We start from the raw sequence: 16508 nt of genomic DNA, 5'->3' as shown, positions 1-16508 counted from the left end.
GGGTGCGGGATCCCCGGCTGACCGGGGATCACTCAACATGTCGGCCCTTGCAACGCCTGACAAGTCCAGTGATTGACGGACAACCCGGCGGTGTCAGCCGACCTTGCGGTACTTCCGGTGCATGGTCTGCCGGGTCACGCCGAGCAGGGTGCCGATCTCGGCCCAGCTGAGGCCGCCGTTGCGCGCCCGGCGTACGGCGACCTCCTCGCGCCGCGACAGGTCCTTCTTCGCCTCCCGGACGGCAGCGAGCTCGTGGAAGATGCCGCCGTCGTCGCCGGTGTCCACCGATGTCCTGGTCATGGTGTCAGCATATGCTGACGATCCTGACGGGCACACGACGGAGGGCCCCGACGCGATGCGTCGAGGCCCTCCGTCGGAGCGGTGTCGGTCAGTCCTTCACGCGCAACCTGGCGTCGTCGCTGCTCTTCTTGAAGTTCCTGGAGCCGAGGTACGTCACGACGACCTTGTGCTTGCCCTTCTTGAACGCGGCCTCGACCTTCAGCACGGCGCGGCCGTCCTTGAGCCTGACCGTGTCGAGCTTCTTGCCGTCCAGCGTGATCCTGACCTCGCCCCGGGGATCTCCGGCGCGCGACTTCACCTTCGCGATGACCTTGAAGGTGTCGCCGCGCTCGACCTTGGCCGGCTTGAGCGTGACCTTCGTGCGGGTGTCGTCCTTGCCGGCCGTCGGCGGCGTCGGCGGCGTGGTCGGCGGCGCGTTCTTCTCGCACACCTGGACCTTGACGTTGTCGACGTACCAGCCCTCGACGCCGTTGCAGCCGTCGCGACCCATGTCGAAGCGGAACTTCAACGAAGCACCCGGGACCGCGCCGGGGATGGCAGCGAGGTTGACGATCGAGGTGCCCCACGAGCCGGTGGGCTCGCCGCCGTCGGTGCCGGTGAAGGCGACCTCACCGCCCATCGGGTTGGTGTTGTCCTCGTCCGCGGTCGCGAGCCGGGCGCCCGGGGCGTTGAAGACGTAGGCCTCGGTCGGCACGACGGCGAAGGGGCCGCCGTTGACGCTGACCTTGACGTTGGCGCCGTCGTAGTCGATCTCGGTCGCCACGTAGTGGTCGAACGTGAGTCGTGGAGCGGTCCCGGTCGGGTAGGTGACGGCCGGGCTGATCAGGCCGTTGCGGCCCGAGATGTCGGCGGCGTCGGCCAGGCAGCTGCCCGTCGTCGGGTCGGGGCCGAAGGCGACACCGCCGGCGTGGCCGCCGGGCGCGGACGTGCTCGCCGTCCAGGGGACGCCCTTCGCGCCCTTGCCGGCGTTGACGACGTCCTCGTCCTGGGTCCAGCCTGCGAGGCCGTCCTCGAAGTCCTCGCTCCAGGTGACCTTGCTCGTGAAGCCCTCGCCGCAGAGTGCGGGGGTGTTCTTCGCGAGCAGCGGGCCGAAGTTGCACTGGACCGGGTCCTTGGCCAGCTCGACGGCCTCGGACGCCTTCTGCACGGCGGCGCAGTCGCCCGTCGTGATCGGGTCGGCGAGGGCGGGGACGGCTTGGCTGCCCCCGGTCGGGCTGCTGCCGATCGTGACCTCGTTGATGTCCTGGCCGACCAGGTCCGTGCAGGACGCGGCGAGGGCGTCGGCGAGGTCGGCGAAGTCCGACGTCGGCGTGAGGTACTCGAGCTGGGCCTGCCAGAAGATGTTGGCCGCCTTGTCGAGACCGATCGCCGGGACGGTCACGCCGTTGTAGGTGCTGCCGTCGACGAGCAGGGCGTAGGCGTGGTTGACGACGCCCGAGTTGGTGTGGACGCCACCGCTGTCGGCGGTGTCGCAGTAGTACTCCTCGTCCGAGACCTTGCCCGGGTCGCCGTAGCAGTTCGGGTTCCACATGTCGCGGATGGCGCCGCCGAAGGCGGGGTCGCCCTCACCGGACAGCCAGCGGTAGGAGTCGTCGTTCGCCGTCGTGGCCGCCGTCACGCTGACCGTGCTCGTCCCGGCAGTCTTGAACCGGGTGCCGGAGTCGCCGTCGACCTGCAGGGCCGGGATGGTGAACGTCGCACCCGGCATGTCCCACGGGGCGAAGGCCGGGTCGCCACCGAAGATGATCCCCTCGGCACCGGCAGAGACGGCGTTGTCCGCCACGCCCTCGTAGTAGTCCGCGAGGCTGCTCGCGTCGCACCCGGTGTCGAGGTTCTCGTCCACGAAGACCCAGTTGCCGTCGATCGCGGCGGCGTTGGTGAAGGGTGAGCAGCCGTCGGTCGGCACGTCGCCGTTGGGCAGGTCCTGGGCATCGAGGCCCACGACGACCTGCGGGGTGAGGACGTCGGTCGTGAAGGCTGGGCCACCGGAGGCCGCGACGGCCTCGCAGGGACCGGCGACGCCCGCCGGCGCAGTGATCTCGACGGAGATCAGGGCGGGGGTGTAGACCGAGCAGTCGCCCTCGACGCGCTTGGTGTCGGGGGTCTCGTTGTAGCGGTCGTTGGTCATGTCGACCGTCTCACCCCAGATGTCGGAGTAGGCCTCGTTCATCGCGCCGGACTGCCACTGGTAGATCAGGCCCGAGGTGAACTCGGTGTAGGCGTGGCCCCACTCGTGGGACACGGTGTCGTCGGAGCTCACCCCGGTGCAGTAGTTGGTGGTCTCGCCGTTCCAGTTGGCGTTGGGGCAGTTGATCGACGGGTCGTTGTTGACGGTGCGCATCTTCGCGCCCAGGCCGTCGTAGCTGTCGCGGCCGAACGTGTTCATGAACATCCAGTAGGTCTCACCCGCGCCGGACACCTCGTTGGCCTGGTCTTCGTCGAGCCCGCCGGGGAAGGGGTCGCCTTCCTCCCAGACGAGGTTCGCCGGGGCATCTGACTCCTCGTAGACCTCGCGGCTGAGGTTGTGCGCGATCATCGACCAGCGGTTGACCGGCTTGCCCGTGCGGGCGTCGAGGATGACGGTCTCGCGCACGTCGCTCCGGTTGCTCACCTCGACGACCCACGTGAGCACGGACGCGCCCTCGATGCCGCGGGTGGTGCCCATCCGGTAGACCATCAGGTCGTTGGCGACGGCCTCGAGACCCTCCACCTGACCCGCGGTCCGCTTGTCGGACGGCGCTGCGCCGACCAGGCGGACGGCCCGCGCGGCGGCGTCGGCACGGCTGATCGTCGGGGTGACGTCGAGGTCGAGACCGGGGACCGCGAAGCCGTTGACGGCGGTCAGGTCACCCTGCGAGTCGACGTGGGCGCGCAGCTCGCCGGCGAAGACCGGGACGCCGCGGTAGCTCTGGACGTACTCGACCGTCCAGCCGCCGCGGGCCTTGCGGACCGCGGTCTGCTGCAGCTCGCCGCGACGGGCGCCGAAGGCAGTCGCGTAGGTGTCGAGGTAGGCGCCTGCCTTGGCGGCTGCCTGCGTCGCGGTGCGCGCGGTGGCGGACGGGAGGAGGTCGCCGTCGGCGGTCCGGACGAAGCCGACCCGCCCCGTCGCGCTCTCCTCGGAGATCCGGACGGTGCCGCGCGCCTCCTGCTTGATCTGCTGCACGATCGAGGGCGCGGCCCGGGGGGCAGGGGGCGCGGCGAGTGCCTGGACGGTGGGTACGGCGGCCAGACCGGCCCCGAGCAGTGCAAGGCTGAGACCCTGCTTGAGCAGTTTCACTGGGTGCTTCCTCCCGACAGGTGGCCCCCCGGAGAGGGATCTCCGAGGTCGCTGTCGCGCACCCTACTCAGAAGGAGGCCTCTCGGGGACCCCCCGAGAAGTCAGCCGATCTCCCCGTCCCCGTCGGAGTCGAGGTCGCCGGTGGGGTCGGGAGCGGAGTCGTCCTCGAGGTAGTCACCACCGACCGGGTGGCCCTGCCAGGACACGAGGGTCCAGCCGGCGTCGAAGTCGCCGTCGAGGACGATGAGGGCGGTGTTGTGGAGCGGTTCGGTGGCCGGGGGAGCGTCGGGCGCGGGCTCCATCCTCGACGAGGTCCACGTGCGGAGCGCGGCGCCGTGGCTGACCAGCAGGGCAGACGAGTGGCCGGCGTCGACGATCTGCCGCACCGCGGCGTCGTACCGTGCCAGGAACTCCTCACCCGTCTCGCCGCCGGGCATCCGGGCGGCGAGGTCGCCCTCGAGCCAGGTCGCGACGGTGCCGATGTAGCCGGCGACGGCGTCGTGGTCGTTGCGCATCTCGAAGTCGCCGGCGTCGATCTCCTCGATGCCGTCGAGCTGGGTCGGGACCAGCGCGCGCTCGTCGGCGGTCGGGGCGGCGGTCTGGTGCGTGCGCACGCGGCTGGAGACGTAGATCGCGTCGAGGTGCTCGTCGGCGAGCGCCCGGGCGGCGGCGACGGCCTGGGCGCGACCGAGGTCGGTGAGGTCGACGCCCGGGTGGGCGGTGTCGAGCGCGCCGGAGACGTTGGCGTGGGTCTGGCCGTGGCGCATGAGGAGGAGTCGCAAGGGAGGGCTTTCCGGGGAGGGGTCAGTTGTTGAACTGGGAGGTCTTGGACGAGGCGAGCTCGAAGGCCTGGTCGAGCGGCACGGTCTCGAGGGCCTCGGTGATGTCCGTGCCGACGTGGCTCACCTCCGCGCCGCGCTCGAGCGGGACGAGGGTGTGCACCAGGCGGTCGTCGTAGGCGTGCACCATGGTGAACGCCTGGTTGGCGTCGACGCCGGAGACGAAGCGGTCGACCGGCGCCGGGTCGCTGGTGTAGCAGCTGGCCGAGGTCACCGAGACCGGTACGCCGGCGAAGGTCGACCACGTCGCGAGGTGGAGGTGACCGGCCAGGATGCCGCGCACGTCGGTGCCGGTGACGACGTCGGCCAGCGCCTGCTGGTCGTGCAGCTCGATCAGCTCGGCGGCCCGCAGCATCGGCACGGGCAGGGGCGGGTGGTGCATGGCCAGGAGGGTGCCGTGCTCGGCCGGGGTGGCCAGCTCGGCGGCGAGCCACTCCAGCTGGGCGGGCTCGAGCACCCCGTGGTGGTAGCCCGGGACGCTGGTGTCGAGGGCGATGATCCGGAGCCCGTCGACGTCGTGGACGCGGTCCTGGAAGCCGTCGTCGTCGGAGTCGTAGAGCCCGCGGGCGTAGGGCGCGCGCTCGTCGTGGTTGCCCATCGTCCAGACCACGACGGCGCCCATCTCGGCCGCGGCCGGCTCGACGATCGAGCGGAGGGTGGCGTACGCGTCGGGCTCGGCCTGGTCGGCCAGGTCGCCGGTGAAGACGAGCGCCTGCGGGACCGGCCGCACCGCGGCGAGGCGCTCCAGGGCACGGTGGAGGTTGGCGACGTTGTCCACGACGCCGTAGTGCAGCCCACCGCCGCCGATCAGGTGCGGGTCGGAGAGGTGGGCGATCGCGTGCCGCGGGGCGGCGTACTGGCCGAGCTGTCTCACGGAACTCACCCTAAAGTGCGGCGAAAGGGCGCGGCGAAGGGATTGTCCGGGCGTTCATCCGGGCGTCGACCCGCGGTCGGCGAGCGCTCCTACCGTCCGCTTCGTGGTGTCTCGTGGAGTCGTGGGGAGCGTCCTGGTCCTGCTGGGTGGGCTGGTCGTGGCGACGATCCCGCCGAGCGCTGCCGTCGCCGAGGTCGACCTGCTCCAGGTGCTGCGCGGGTCCCCGTGGGGGCGGATGGCCGGCCTGGTCGTCGTGCTGGTCGGCCTGGGCATGCTCGCCTCCGCCTGGCTGCACCTGTGCCGCGACTGCGCGCGCGCCGCCGGCCCCGGGCAGGCGGGCATGCTCGTCCGGGTCCGCAACGCGACCGTCCTCTGGTCGCTCCCGCTGCTCGTCGCCCCGCCACTCTTCTCCCGCGACGGCTGGTCCTACGCCGCGCAGGGGATGCTCGCGCACCGCGGGATCTCGCCCTACGACTACGGCCCCTGGAGCCTGGTCGGCCCGCGCTCGATCCCCGGCCCGCTCACCGAGGGGGTCGACCCACGGTGGATGGCGACCCCGGCGCCCTATGGCCCGGTCCCGCTGATCGGCGGCGACGTGGCGTCCGGCCTCACCGCCGACCCGTGGCTGCTCGTCGTGGCACACCGGGCCATGGCGCTGGTCGGGCTGCTGCTGCTCGCCTGGGCCGTGCCGCGGCTGGCCCGCTGGTGCGGCGCCAACCCCGCGCTCGCCTCCTGCCTCGTCCTGGCCTCGCCGCTGATGGTGTCCAACGGCATCGCCGGGCTGCACAACGACCTGCTGATGGTGGGCCTGATGGCGGCCGCGCTGGTCGTCGCCCGCGAGCACCACTGGGCCGCGGGCGCCGTCCTCGGTGGCCTGGCGGCCGGCGTCAAGCTCCCCGGTGGCCTGGTCTGCGTCGCCGTCGTCCTGGTCACCCTGCCCGCCACGGCCTCGGTCGTCGTGCGCCTGCACCACACGCTGCGGGTCGCCGTCGTCGCCGTGACGGCGCTCGTGCTTCCGGGGATCGCCTGGGGCCTGGGCATCGGCTGGCTCGGCGCCCTCGCGGTCCCCGGCACCGTGAACACCCCGCTCTCCATCCCCACGGTCGTGGGCGGCTGGTTCGACCTGGTCTCCCAGCTCGTCGGGCTCGGCACGCCCGACGAGACGTTCCTCGACCTCGTCCGCCTCGTCGCGCAGGTCGGCATCGTCGCGGTGACCGCGTGGGTGCTCCTGACCCGGCCGACCGGCGACCGTGGCGAGGCGGTGCGCTCGCTCGCGCTCGTGATGGCCGCGACCGTGGCGCTCAGCCCGGTCGTCCACCTCTGGTACTTCCTGTGGTTCGTCCCGTTCGTCGCGGTCCTGCGGCTGGGCCGCGCCGCGACGGCCGCTCTGGTCGCGCTCTCGCTCGTCGCCGGGCTGGTCGCGCCGATGGACTCCTCGCTGCACGGCGCCTACCTGGCGATCGTGATCGGCTCCCTGGTCGTGGCCGCTGCGGCCGCGCTGCTGCTGATCACCCGGCGGGCCCGCGAGCGGCTGGCCGGCATCGCCACCGACGAGTGGACCGCCAGCATCGACTCCACCGTCGCCGACCACGGGTAGCGCTCGGCGCGCGCCCGGGCTGCTGCGCGGCGGTACGCCGTCGGGCGGGCCGCGACCTCCAGCACCGCGTCGGCCAGGGCTGCCGGCTCGGGTGCTCCCCACGCGCCCGAGGAGGCGTCGACCAGCTCGCGTGCGCCGCCGCGGTCTGCCGTCACCACCGGGGTCCCGGAAGCCAGGGCCTCGAGGACGGCGAGACCGAACGTCTCTCCCGGGCACACGCTGAGCGCGACGTCGGCGTGGGCCAGCGCGCGGCTGAGGCGGGCGGGCGAGTCGACGTACCCCCGGAACCGGACGGGCGCATCGCCCGCGATCGCCTCGAGCTCGTCGCGGTGCGGGCCGACGCCGTAGACGTCCATCCGCACCGGGACGCCGCGGCGGTGCAGCTCCACCGCGGTCGCGACCGCGAGGTGCGGGCTCTTCTCGCGCGACAGCCGGCCGGCGTGGACGAGCCGAAGCTCCTCGCCGGCACCTCGCCGCGGGCCGCGCGCGTGGGGGCGGAACGTGTCGAGGTCGACCCCGAGCGGCACCCGCACGACGGGGCAGCCTGCCGCGTCGGCGACGTCCTGGAACTCCTGCCGGGCGTACTCCGAGGTCACCACGACCGTGTCGACGCTGCGCACGAGGAGCCGGTTGAGCAGGCCGATCGAGACCTTGGACGTGGTGTCGAGGCCGGTGCGGAGGGCGAGCATGTCGCCGAGCCGCTCGTGCGAGAGCAGGACGGAGCCGACGCCGTTGCGGCGCGCCCACCGCGCGACCGGCAGGAGGGTGAGCTTGTCGCTCAGCTCGACGGACGTGGGCTCCCACTGCTCGAGCACCTCGGTGACCCGCCACGGCTCGACGATCAGCCGGTAGCCGCCGCCGACCCGCGGCGCCCGCAGCTGGACGACGTCGCCCAGCGGGGTCGACGTACGGGCGTCCTCCGGGCCGGGTACGACGAGCAGGCGCCGGCACCCTGCCTCGACGTAGCCGCTGCCCAAGGCGCGCAGCGCGGTGCGCATGCCCCCCGACGCGGGTCCCACGAAGTTGGCCAGCTGGGCGATGCGCATGCTGCGCACGGTGGCGCAGCGAGGTGAACGGACCCTGACCTGTGGCTGGATCTCAGGGGACGGGTCAGCGGGCCGGCAGGATCCGCCCGGTCACCTCGCCGAGCGAGATCCGCCCGCCGCCGGTGCCCGGTGCGGTGTAGCGCAGGGTCACCTCGTCGCCGTCCTCGAGGAACGTGCGCTCGCGCCCGGCCACCGTGAACGGCTCCTTCCCACCCCAGCCCAGCTCGAGCAGCGAGCCGCGCTGCCCCGGCTCGGCGCCGGAGATCGTGCCCGATCCCCAGAGGTCGCCGGTGCGCACGCTGGCGCCGTTGACCGTCGTGTGGGCGAGCATCTGCGCGGGCGACCAGTACATCGAGCGGTAGGGCGGTCGGGAGACGACCTCGCCGTCGAGCACCACCTCGACCTCGATGTCGAGACCCGCGGGCCCGTCGACGCGGAGGTAGTCGAGGACCTCCGGGTCCTGCCCGGGCAGGTCGGTCCACGCCGCGTCGAGGGCGGCGAGCGGCGTGACCCAGGCACTGATCGACGTCGCGAACGACTTGCCGAGGAACGGGCCGAGCGGGACGTACTCCCAGGCCTGGACGTCGCGCGCCGACCAGTCGTTGAGCCCCACCACGCCGAAGGTGTGGCGCGCGAAGTCGGCCGTGGCGACCCGGTCGCCCATCGCCGAGGGCACGCCGACGACGAAGCCGAGCTCGGCCTCGATGTCGAGCCGCCCCGAGGGGCCGTACGACGGCGACGCATCGGTGGGCGCCTTGCGCTGGCCGGACGGCCGGACGATGTCCGTGCCCGAGACGACGACCGTGCCGGAGCGGCCGTGGTAGCCGACCGGGAGGTGCTTCCAGTTCGGCAGCAGCGGCTCCTGGTCGGGCCGGAAGATGCGGCCGACGTTGGAGGCGTGGTGCTCGGAGGCGTAGAAGTCGACGTAGTCGCCGACGGTGAACGGCAGCCGCATCGTCACCGAGTCCACGTGCGCCAGCGCCGGCTCGACCAGGTCGCGCTCGGCCTCGCCGGTCAGCAGCCCGGTGACCCACGCGCGGGTCGACGCCCAGACCTCGGGGCCGGCCGCCATGAACGGGTTGAGCGTCGGCTGGTCGAAGAGGGCGTGGGTGTCGACCATGTCGGCGGCCGCGACGACGCTCAGGTCGAGGACCTGGTCGCCGATCCGGACCGCGACGCGCGGGCGCTCGCCGGAGCGCGCGAAGACGCCGTAGGGGAGGTGGTCGACGTCGAAGCCGGAGCCGGCGGCTCCCTCGACCCAGGTCGTCAGCGTGGTCACGGTGCCTCCAGCAGTCCGAGGGAGATGAGGTCGTCGAGCGGCTCGGTCACCGAGCACGACCCGAAGGAGGTGAACCACCTCCGGGCGCTCGGGAGGTCGGTCGCCGCCAGTGCGGCGCCGTCGCGCTGCTCCAGGGCGTCGGTCGCGTCGGCGACGGAACCGCCGTCCCAGAGCACCTGGGTCGCGACCAGCACGTTGAGGAAGCCGTGCGCGCCGCCGCCCTCGGGCTCGTGGCGGACCGCGCGGTGCAGCCCGGCCGTCGCCTTGAACCTGACCTCGCGGTCGAGCGCCGCGTCGATCCAGGTCGCGACCGTCGGGGCGTCCGGGACGAGGTCGTGGTCGACGTTGCCCAGGCGCAGCTTCAGCCGGTGGTCGTAGGCGGCGACCTCGTCGGCCGCCGCGAGCCAGGCGGCGCTCGCCGGCCCGGGGAGCTCGATGAAGATCGGCACGTCGAGGTCGGCGGCACGGGCGGCGGCGTCGATCCGTCGTACGTTGCCGACCGGGTCGTCGACGTCACGGACCGCGATCTCGACGGCCGCGACCTCGAGGCCGAGGCGAGCGGCCGCTCCCAGCGGTCCGGCGAGCTGGCCCGCGCCGCCGGTCACCACCACCGACAGCGGGGCGCCGAACCCGCGCACGAGCGGGAGGTCGGTGTCGCGGAGCACGAAGCTGCCGACGAGGTCGGCGTACCACTCCTCCCGGCGCGCGCCGAACGCCGCCGTGGCGTCGTGGAGGGGCGCGTTCCCGGGCGGGAAGATCGCGGCGTCGTCGACGAGCGAGCGCCAGGCCTCCGGGAGCGGGTCGGGACGGACAGGTGCGTCAGGGGGAGCCACGGGTCTACTCTAGCCACCAGATAGCGGACACTTGTGTCCGATAATCGGATGACGGAGAGGTCAGGATGGCCCACTACCGAGCACTCGGACGGCTGCCCCGCCAGCGCCACACCCAGCTGCGCGACGACGACGGCCACCTCTACCGCGAGGAGCTGATGGGCGAGGAGGGCTTCTCGTCCGACTCGTCGCTGCTCTACCGCCGCGGCGTGCCCAGCGCGATCACCAACAGCGAGGTCTGGGAGCTGCCCGACCAGTCGCGCACGCCCAACCACCCGCTCAAGCCACGCCACCTCAGGCTGCACGACCTCGACTTCCCCGACTCCGGGGGAGGGGCCTGCCCGGTCGAGGGTCGCCGCCTGGTGCTCGGCAACAACGACGTCCGGATCACCTACGTCGTCACCGGCACGGAGCCCTCGCCGCTCTACCGCAACGCCATCGGCGACGAGTGCGTCTTCGTCGAGTCGGGCACCGGCACCGTCGAGACCGTCTTCGGGGTCGTGCCCTACCGCGCCGGCGACTACGTGGTCGTGCCGCGCGCGACCGACCACCGCTGGGTGCCGGCCGAGCCGTCGCGGCTCTACGCCATCGAGGCCAACAGCCACATCCACCCGCCCAAGCGCTACCTCTCCCGCTTCGGACAGCTGCTCGAGCACGCGCCCTACTGCGAGCGCGACCTGCACGGCCCGGCCGAGACCTTCCGGGCCGAGGGCACCGACGTCGAGGTGCTGGTCAAGCACCGCACCAGCGCGGGCATCGTCGGCACGCGGATGACGTACGCCACCCACCCCTTCGATGTCGTCGGCTGGGACGGCTGCCTCTACCCCTACACGTTCAACATCGAGGACTACATGCCGATCACCGGCAAGGTCCACCAGCCGCCGCCGGTGCACCAGGTCTTCGAGGGCTGGAACTTCGTGATCTGCAACTTCCTGCCCCGCAAGGTCGACTACCACGACCTCGCGATCCCGGTGCCGTACTACCACTCCAACGTCGACTCCGACGAGGTCATGTTCTACGTCGGCGGCGACTACGAGGCGCGGAAGGGCTCGGGGATCGGCCTCGGCTCGATCAGCCTGCACCCCGGTGGCCACGCGCACGGTCCGCAGCCGAGCGCGATCGAGGCGAGCCTGGGCGTGCACTACTTCGACGAGTCGGCCGTCATGGTCGACACGTTCGCGCCGCTCGAGCTCGGCGAGGGCGGTCGCGCGGTCGAGGACCCGGCCTATGCCTGGACGTGGGCCGGTCGCGGGCCGCAGGGCGGCGACGACGCGGTGTTCAGCAACAGCTGAGACCGGCCGCGGGCTAACCCATGTCCGCGACTAGACTTTCGAGGTGACCGCCACCGACTCCTCCCAGGACCGGGCGGTCGCCTCCCGGGCGGTCGTGCTGATCCCCGTCGTCCTCGCGCTCCTGTCGATGATCGGGCCGTTCAGCATCGACACGCCGTTCCCGGCGTTCACGCAGATGGGCGAGGCGCTCGACGTCCCCTCGCACGAGCTCCAGCTCGTCGTCACCGCCTACATGCTGGCCTTCGCGACGATGAGCCTGTTCCATGGTCCGCTGTCCGACGCGATCGGTCGTCGTCCGGTGATCATGGGCTCGCTCGTGGTGTACGCCGTCGCGTCGGTCGCGTGCGCGTTCGCGCCGACCCTCGAGCTGCTGCTCGTCGGCCGGGTCGTGCAGGGTCTCGCCGCCGGCGGCTCGACGATCGTCAGCCGCACGGTGATCCGCGACCTGTTCGACGGCCCGCAGGCCCAGCGGATGATGAGCCAGGTCGCGGTGATCTTCGGCGTGGCGCCCGCCATCGCCCCGATCATCGGCGGGCTGCTGATCCAGGTCGGACCGTGGGAGACGGTCTTCTGGTTCATGGCCCTGATGGCCGTGCTGCTGATCGTGCTGTCGGTCGCCCTCCTGCCGGAGAGCCACCCGCCCGAGCGGCGCGTGCCGCTCCGCGTCGGCGAGATCTTCCGCGGCCTCGGCGAGGTCGCGCGGGTGCCGGCCTTCCACCGGATGACCTGGGCCGCGACGCTCGTCTTCGGCGCGCAGTTCCTCTACATCGGCGGCGCCTCGATCTTCGTGGTCGACCTGCTCGGCGAGGGCGAGCTCGACTTCTGGAAGCTCTTCGTCCCGATGATCGGCGGCATGGTGATCGGGTCGGTCGCCAGCGGCCGCTTCGGGCGCAGCGTCACCAGCTCGGAGCTGGTCACCGTGGGCTACGCGGTCAGCACGGTCGGCGCCGTCGTCGGCATCGTCGTCGCCCTCACGCCGGCCGGTGAGGTGCTGCCTTGGGCGGTCGTCGGCATCTCGCTCGTGGCGTTCGGCAACGGCCTGGCCTTCCCGAACATCCAGCTCCTGATGCTCGACCTCGTGCCCGCGCGCCGCGGCGCGGTGATGTCGGCGTCGTCCTTCGTCACGCTCGTCTTCAACGCGATCAGCGCCGCCGTGCTGGCGCCGTACGCCGGCCGGTCGGTGCTCGGCTTCGCGATCGCCGCCGCCGGGTGCGTGCTGCTCGGCTGGGGCTTCTGGACCTGGAACCGGCTCGCCCTGCGCCGAGCCCACACGCTCGCCACCTCGGGATAGGACGCGGTGGCCGATGGATCTCCGTCAGGAGGTCCAGGCCCGCCAGAGGTCGGCGTACTCCCCGTCGAGCGCGATCAGCTCGTCGTGGCTGCCGAGCTCGACGATCCGCCCGTCCATCACGACCGCGATCCGGTCGGCGTCGTGCGCGGTGTGCAGCCGGTGCGCGATGGCCACGACCGTGCGCCCGGTGAGCAGGTTGTTCATCGAGCCCTCGAGGGTGCGGGCGGTGCGCGGGTCGATGAGCGAGGTCGCCTCGTCGAGCACGAGGGTGTGCGGGTCGGCGATGATGAGCCGCGCCAGCGCCACCTGCTGGGCCTGCGCCGGGGTGAGGGCGAAGCGGCCCGAGCCGATCATCGTGTCGAGGCCGTCGGGCAGGCGCTCGACCCACGCCAGGGAACCGACGGCGCGCAGCGCGTCGCGGACGGCGTCGTCGGAGGAGTCCTCGCGGGCCAGCACGATGTTGTCGCGCACGGTGCCGATGAAGACGTGGTGCTCCTGGGTGACCAGCGCGACCTCGGTCCGCAGCACCTCCAGCGGCAGGTCGACGAGGTCGACCCCGCCGACGCGGGCCGAGCCGGTGCGCGGCCGGTTGATGCCGGCCAGCAGCCGTCCGAGGGTCGACTTGCCCGACCCGCTGGGACCGACCACGGCCAGCCGCTCGCCGGTGCCCAGCCGGAGGTCCACGCCGTGCAGCACGTCGTGGCCCTCGCGGTAGGCGAAGCGCAGGTCCGCAGCCACCAGCTCGGCGCCGTCGGGGAGCCGGTCGCCGGGCTCGCGGTCCGGCGGCACCTCGGCGATGCCGAGCAGGCGGCTGGTCGACGCGGCGCCCACCTGGAGGCGGTCGACCTCCCCGATCACGGCGTCGAGCGGCTCGCCCAGCGCGACGACGTACAGCATCGCGGCGGTGATCTGCCCGAGGTCGACCCAGCCCCGGCTGTAGCCGTAGGCGCCGACGACGAGGGTGACGACCTGGGGCACCTGGAAGGCCCCGTTCAACGCGGCGAAGAGCACGTTGCGCAGGGTCATGCTGTAGCGCTCGGCCTGCGACGAGACCTCGATGTCGTCCTCGCCGGCGCGCACCCGCCCGGCGGACAGGCCCAGCGCCTCGACGGTGCGGGCGCCCTCGACGGTCTCGGTGAGGGTGGTGTTGATCCGGGAGTACGTCGCCCCCTCGGTGATGTACGCCTTGGGTGCGCGTCGCAGGTAGGTGCGGACCGCGGGCGTGCAGAGCGCGAAGACGAGCAGGGCCGGCAGCGCGAGCACGAGCGAGTTGAGCAGCATCGCGACGACCGAGAGCACGACCGTCAGCAGCGAGATCAGCAGCCGCGGCACCCCCCACTGCACCGAGCGCGCCATGGTGCCGACGTCGCGGGTGACGCGGGTGACCAGGTCGCCGGTGCTCGCGCTCTCGACCCGCCCGACGGGCAGGCGCAGGATCGTGCCGACGACGTACTCGCGGGCCGAGGCGAGCAGGTCCTGGCCGAAGTACGTCGAGGTTCGCTGGGCGGCGAAGGTGAAGAGCGCTTGCAGCACCACGACCCCGACCACGGTGAGCGCGAGCGAGTCGAGCCCGGTGACGCCGGTGCCCTGCGACTGGACGCGGTTGACCAGCTCGCCGAGCAGGCGGGGCACGACGAGGGCGGACCCGGCGGCCAGCGCGTTGAGCACGACCAGCAGGACGAAGCTCCGCCTGCGGCTGCGCACCAGGTCGCCGAAGAAGGCCAGCACCGCCCGGTTCCCCGACACGGGCCAGCCGCGGACGGGGTTGCGCGAGGCGAGGTAGACGTCCTCGGCCCGCTGGCGGCGCAGGTCGTGGCGCTGCCACAGGGCCCGGTTGCGGGCACGGACGCCGCCGTCGGTCGGCGGGCGCAGCTCGTCCGGGACCACCGGCGGGTCGGCCGACCGGTCGCGCCAGGTCTGCGCCGAGGTGGCCAGGAGGTCGGGTGCCGTCGAGGTCACCGAGCCACCTCCTCGTCGTCGAGGGCGCGGGCGACCACGTGCCGGTAGTCGTCGTTGCCCGCGAGCAGGTCCGGGTGGGTGCCCTCGGCCACGACCGTGCCGTCGTGGAGCAGCACGACGTGGTCCGCGTGGTGCAGCCACAGCGGCGACACCGTCGTGACGACGGTCGTGCGCCCGCTGCGGGTCTGGGCGACGCGCTCGGCCACCCGGGCCTCGGTGTGCGCGTCGACGGCGGAGGTGGGCTCGACCAGGACGAGGACCGGCGGGTCGGCGGCGACCGCGCGGGCCAGGACGACGCGCTGGCGCTGGCCCCCGGAGAGCCCGCGACCGCGCTCGTCGAGCTGTCCCTGCCAGCCCTCCGGGAGGGCGTCGTACACGTCCTCGGCGTTGGCGACCCGCAGCGCGTGCTCGGCCTGCTCACGGGTGAGCCGGCCGTGCGGGTCGATCGCGTCCTGGAGGGTCCCCGCGAAGACCTGGCTGCCGGTGTCGCTCACGAGCACCTGGCGGCGTACGTCGGCGAGGCGGGCGCTGGCCAGGTCGACCCCGCCCAGCGTGACGCCCCACGCACGTGTGGCCCGCTCCTCGTCCAGGGCGGCGATGCGGGCGCGCTCCTGCGCCCGGGCGGCGCGGGCACGTCGTGCGGCCCGGCCCTTCACGCCCTCCTCGTCCTCGGCGGGGGCGGGCTCGGTGTCGGCCGGCAGGTAGCGACCGAGGCGGTCGGCCAGGGCGGCGCTCTGCTCCGGCACGGCGCTGACCACGACGGTCAGCACCCCCGGACGTACGTCGAGCCCGCTGGCGTCGTCGTGGAGGCCGGCGGTGCCGTCGAGGACCACCGGCTCCGCAGGGTCGCGCCACGGGGGTCGCTGCTCGAAGGTCGCGATCGCCTTGCGCGCGCTCACGAGGGCGCGGGTCGTCTTCTGCGCGAACTCGAAGAAGGTCCGGATCGGGCCGACCATGAACAGGCCGTAGCCGAGGAAGGTGATCAGCTCGCCGACGGTGAGCGCGCCCGCCTGGACCTGCCGGGTGCCCAGCCAGACGAGCGCGACCAGGAAGACGCCGGAGAGCAGGACGCCGACGGCCTCGACCACCGCCTGCCACACGCCCGCCGCGACTCCGGCCCGGCGCGCCGACTGCGACTGCCGGTCGTAGTTGGCGCCGAAGGTCTGCTCGCCGCCGATGCCGCGCAGGATCCGCAGCCCGGCCACGATGTCGGTGGCCAGCGAGGTCAGGTCGGAGGTGCGGGAGCGCTCGATCTCCTGGCGCCGGTGGAGGGGGCGCAGCAGCGGCAGCGCGGCGCCGACCAGGACGGGTGCGGCCACCAGCGTGAGCACGCCGAGCTGCCACGACATCGTCAGCACGATGAACGCCACGGTGAGGTACGACGCCAGCTGGCCGGCCGTGCGCGCCACGATCTCGGTGAGGGCGCCGAACTCGTCGGAGTCGCTCGACGCGACGCTGAGCACCTCGCCGGTGGGGGAGCGCCGGGGCAGCACGTGCCCCATCTGCGCCACCTTGCGGGTGACCATCTCGAGGGTGCCGTAGAGGCCGACGAGCCAGCTGCGGACCACGAGCGTGTGGGAGACGACCCCGAAGACCGCACCGACCACGACCACGCCGAGGAGCAGCGCCGCCCAGCCGAGCAGGGCGGGCACCGATCCACCGACGATGCCCTGGTCGACGGCCCGGCCGAAGATCCACGGCCCGAGCGTCATCGGCAGGAACCAGAGCGCGTAGCACAGCGACGACAGCGCGATCAGGGCCTTCTGCTGCCCCAGGACCCAGCGGAGGAACGCCGACGGCGACCGGGTGTCGGGGTCCGGTGTGGGTGCGTCGTCGGTTCCGGTGAAGAACGTCGCGATCCGGGGAGGGAAGTCCTGCATGACGTGACGACCCTAGGCGGCGGGACCGCGATCCCACGAAGCAT

At 72.8% G+C, this 16508-nt stretch carries 11 protein-coding genes and 1 pseudogene; 3 read left to right on the top strand and 9 right to left on the bottom strand.

All coding sequences use genetic code 11. The annotated features are described in order from the left end of the window. Nucleotides 1–93 precede the first annotated feature (93 nt). The 4 genes from EUA93_RS03610 to EUA93_RS03595 form a co-directional block, all read right to left on the bottom strand. Entirely contained in the window at nucleotides 94–300 is a 207-nt protein-coding gene (locus EUA93_RS03610) for a sigma factor-like helix-turn-helix DNA-binding protein (protein ID WP_129398797.1), read from the bottom strand. Nucleotides 301–388: 88 nt separating this feature from the next. Next, entirely contained in the window at nucleotides 389–3577 is a 3189-nt protein-coding gene (locus tag EUA93_RS22150; RefSeq protein ID WP_129398795.1) for a M4 family metallopeptidase, read from the bottom strand. Between the two features lie 101 nt (nucleotides 3578–3678). Continuing rightward, a complete protein-coding gene (locus tag EUA93_RS03600; RefSeq protein WP_129398793.1) occupies nucleotides 3679–4359 on the bottom strand; it encodes a histidine phosphatase family protein in 681 nt (226 codons plus the stop codon). 22 nt (nucleotides 4360–4381) lie between these two features. Next, nucleotides 4382–5290 carry a metallophosphoesterase gene (locus EUA93_RS03595; protein WP_129398791.1) on the bottom strand — a complete coding sequence of 303 codons (909 nt, stop codon included), beginning with the start codon at nucleotides 5288–5290 and terminating at the stop codon, nucleotides 4382–4384. A gap of 103 nt (nucleotides 5291–5393) precedes the next feature. On the opposite strand from EUA93_RS03595, the pseudogene mptB reads away from it, so the two are divergent. Further along, nucleotides 5394–6740: pseudogene (mptB, locus tag EUA93_RS21905) on the top strand (polyprenol phosphomannose-dependent alpha 1,6 mannosyltransferase MptB); the annotation flags it as partial. Here mptB and EUA93_RS03590 read toward each other — a convergent pair. The 3 genes from EUA93_RS03590 to EUA93_RS21750 form a co-directional block, all read right to left on the bottom strand. After that, nucleotides 6740–7933, bottom strand: a complete 1194-nt coding sequence (locus EUA93_RS03590; RefSeq protein WP_129398789.1) for a glycosyltransferase — start codon at nucleotides 7931–7933, stop codon at nucleotides 6740–6742. The pseudogene mptB and the gene EUA93_RS03590 sit on opposite strands and share 1 nt — an antisense overlap. Nucleotides 7934–7997: 64 nt before the next feature. Beyond that, entirely contained in the window at nucleotides 7998–9212 is a 1215-nt protein-coding gene (gene fahA, locus EUA93_RS03585; protein ID WP_338036338.1) for a fumarylacetoacetase, read from the bottom strand. Then, nucleotides 9209–10045, bottom strand: coding sequence for a hypothetical protein (locus tag EUA93_RS21750; protein ID WP_207208597.1), 837 nt, complete (start codon nucleotides 10043–10045; stop codon nucleotides 9209–9211). Before EUA93_RS21750 ends, fahA begins: the two co-directional genes overlap by 4 nt. Nucleotides 10046–10110: 65 nt before the next feature. On the opposite strand from EUA93_RS21750, the gene EUA93_RS03575 reads away from it, so the two are divergent. Both EUA93_RS03575 and EUA93_RS03570 read left to right on the top strand, forming a co-directional pair. Continuing rightward, nucleotides 10111–11334: a homogentisate 1,2-dioxygenase gene (locus EUA93_RS03575; protein WP_129398788.1), complete on the top strand. Its 1224-nt coding sequence runs from the start codon at nucleotides 10111–10113 to the stop codon at nucleotides 11332–11334. Between the two features lie 43 nt (nucleotides 11335–11377). After that, nucleotides 11378–12625: a multidrug effflux MFS transporter gene (locus tag EUA93_RS03570; RefSeq protein ID WP_207208596.1), complete on the top strand. Its 1248-nt coding sequence runs from the start codon at nucleotides 11378–11380 to the stop codon at nucleotides 12623–12625. Nucleotides 12626–12649: 24 nt separating this feature from the next. Here the strand turns inward: EUA93_RS03570 and EUA93_RS03565 are convergent, their stop codons facing one another. Continuing rightward, nucleotides 12650–14584: an ABC transporter ATP-binding protein gene (locus tag EUA93_RS03565; protein WP_129398786.1), complete on the bottom strand. Its 1935-nt coding sequence runs from the start codon at nucleotides 14582–14584 to the stop codon at nucleotides 12650–12652. Beyond that, entirely contained in the window at nucleotides 14581–16464 is a 1884-nt protein-coding gene (locus EUA93_RS03560; RefSeq protein ID WP_129398784.1) for an ABC transporter transmembrane domain-containing protein, read from the bottom strand. The genes EUA93_RS03565 and EUA93_RS03560 overlap by 4 nt, the downstream gene beginning before the upstream one ends. Between the last annotated feature and the right edge of the window lie 44 nt (nucleotides 16465–16508).

The sequence above is a fragment of the Nocardioides oleivorans genome (genome assembly GCF_004137255.1).
GTDB lineage: Bacteria > Actinomycetota > Actinomycetes > Propionibacteriales > Nocardioidaceae > Nocardioides > Nocardioides oleivorans.
The sequence above is the reverse complement of the archived record's forward strand: the minus strand, read 5'-3'. Positions and strand labels throughout refer to the sequence as shown.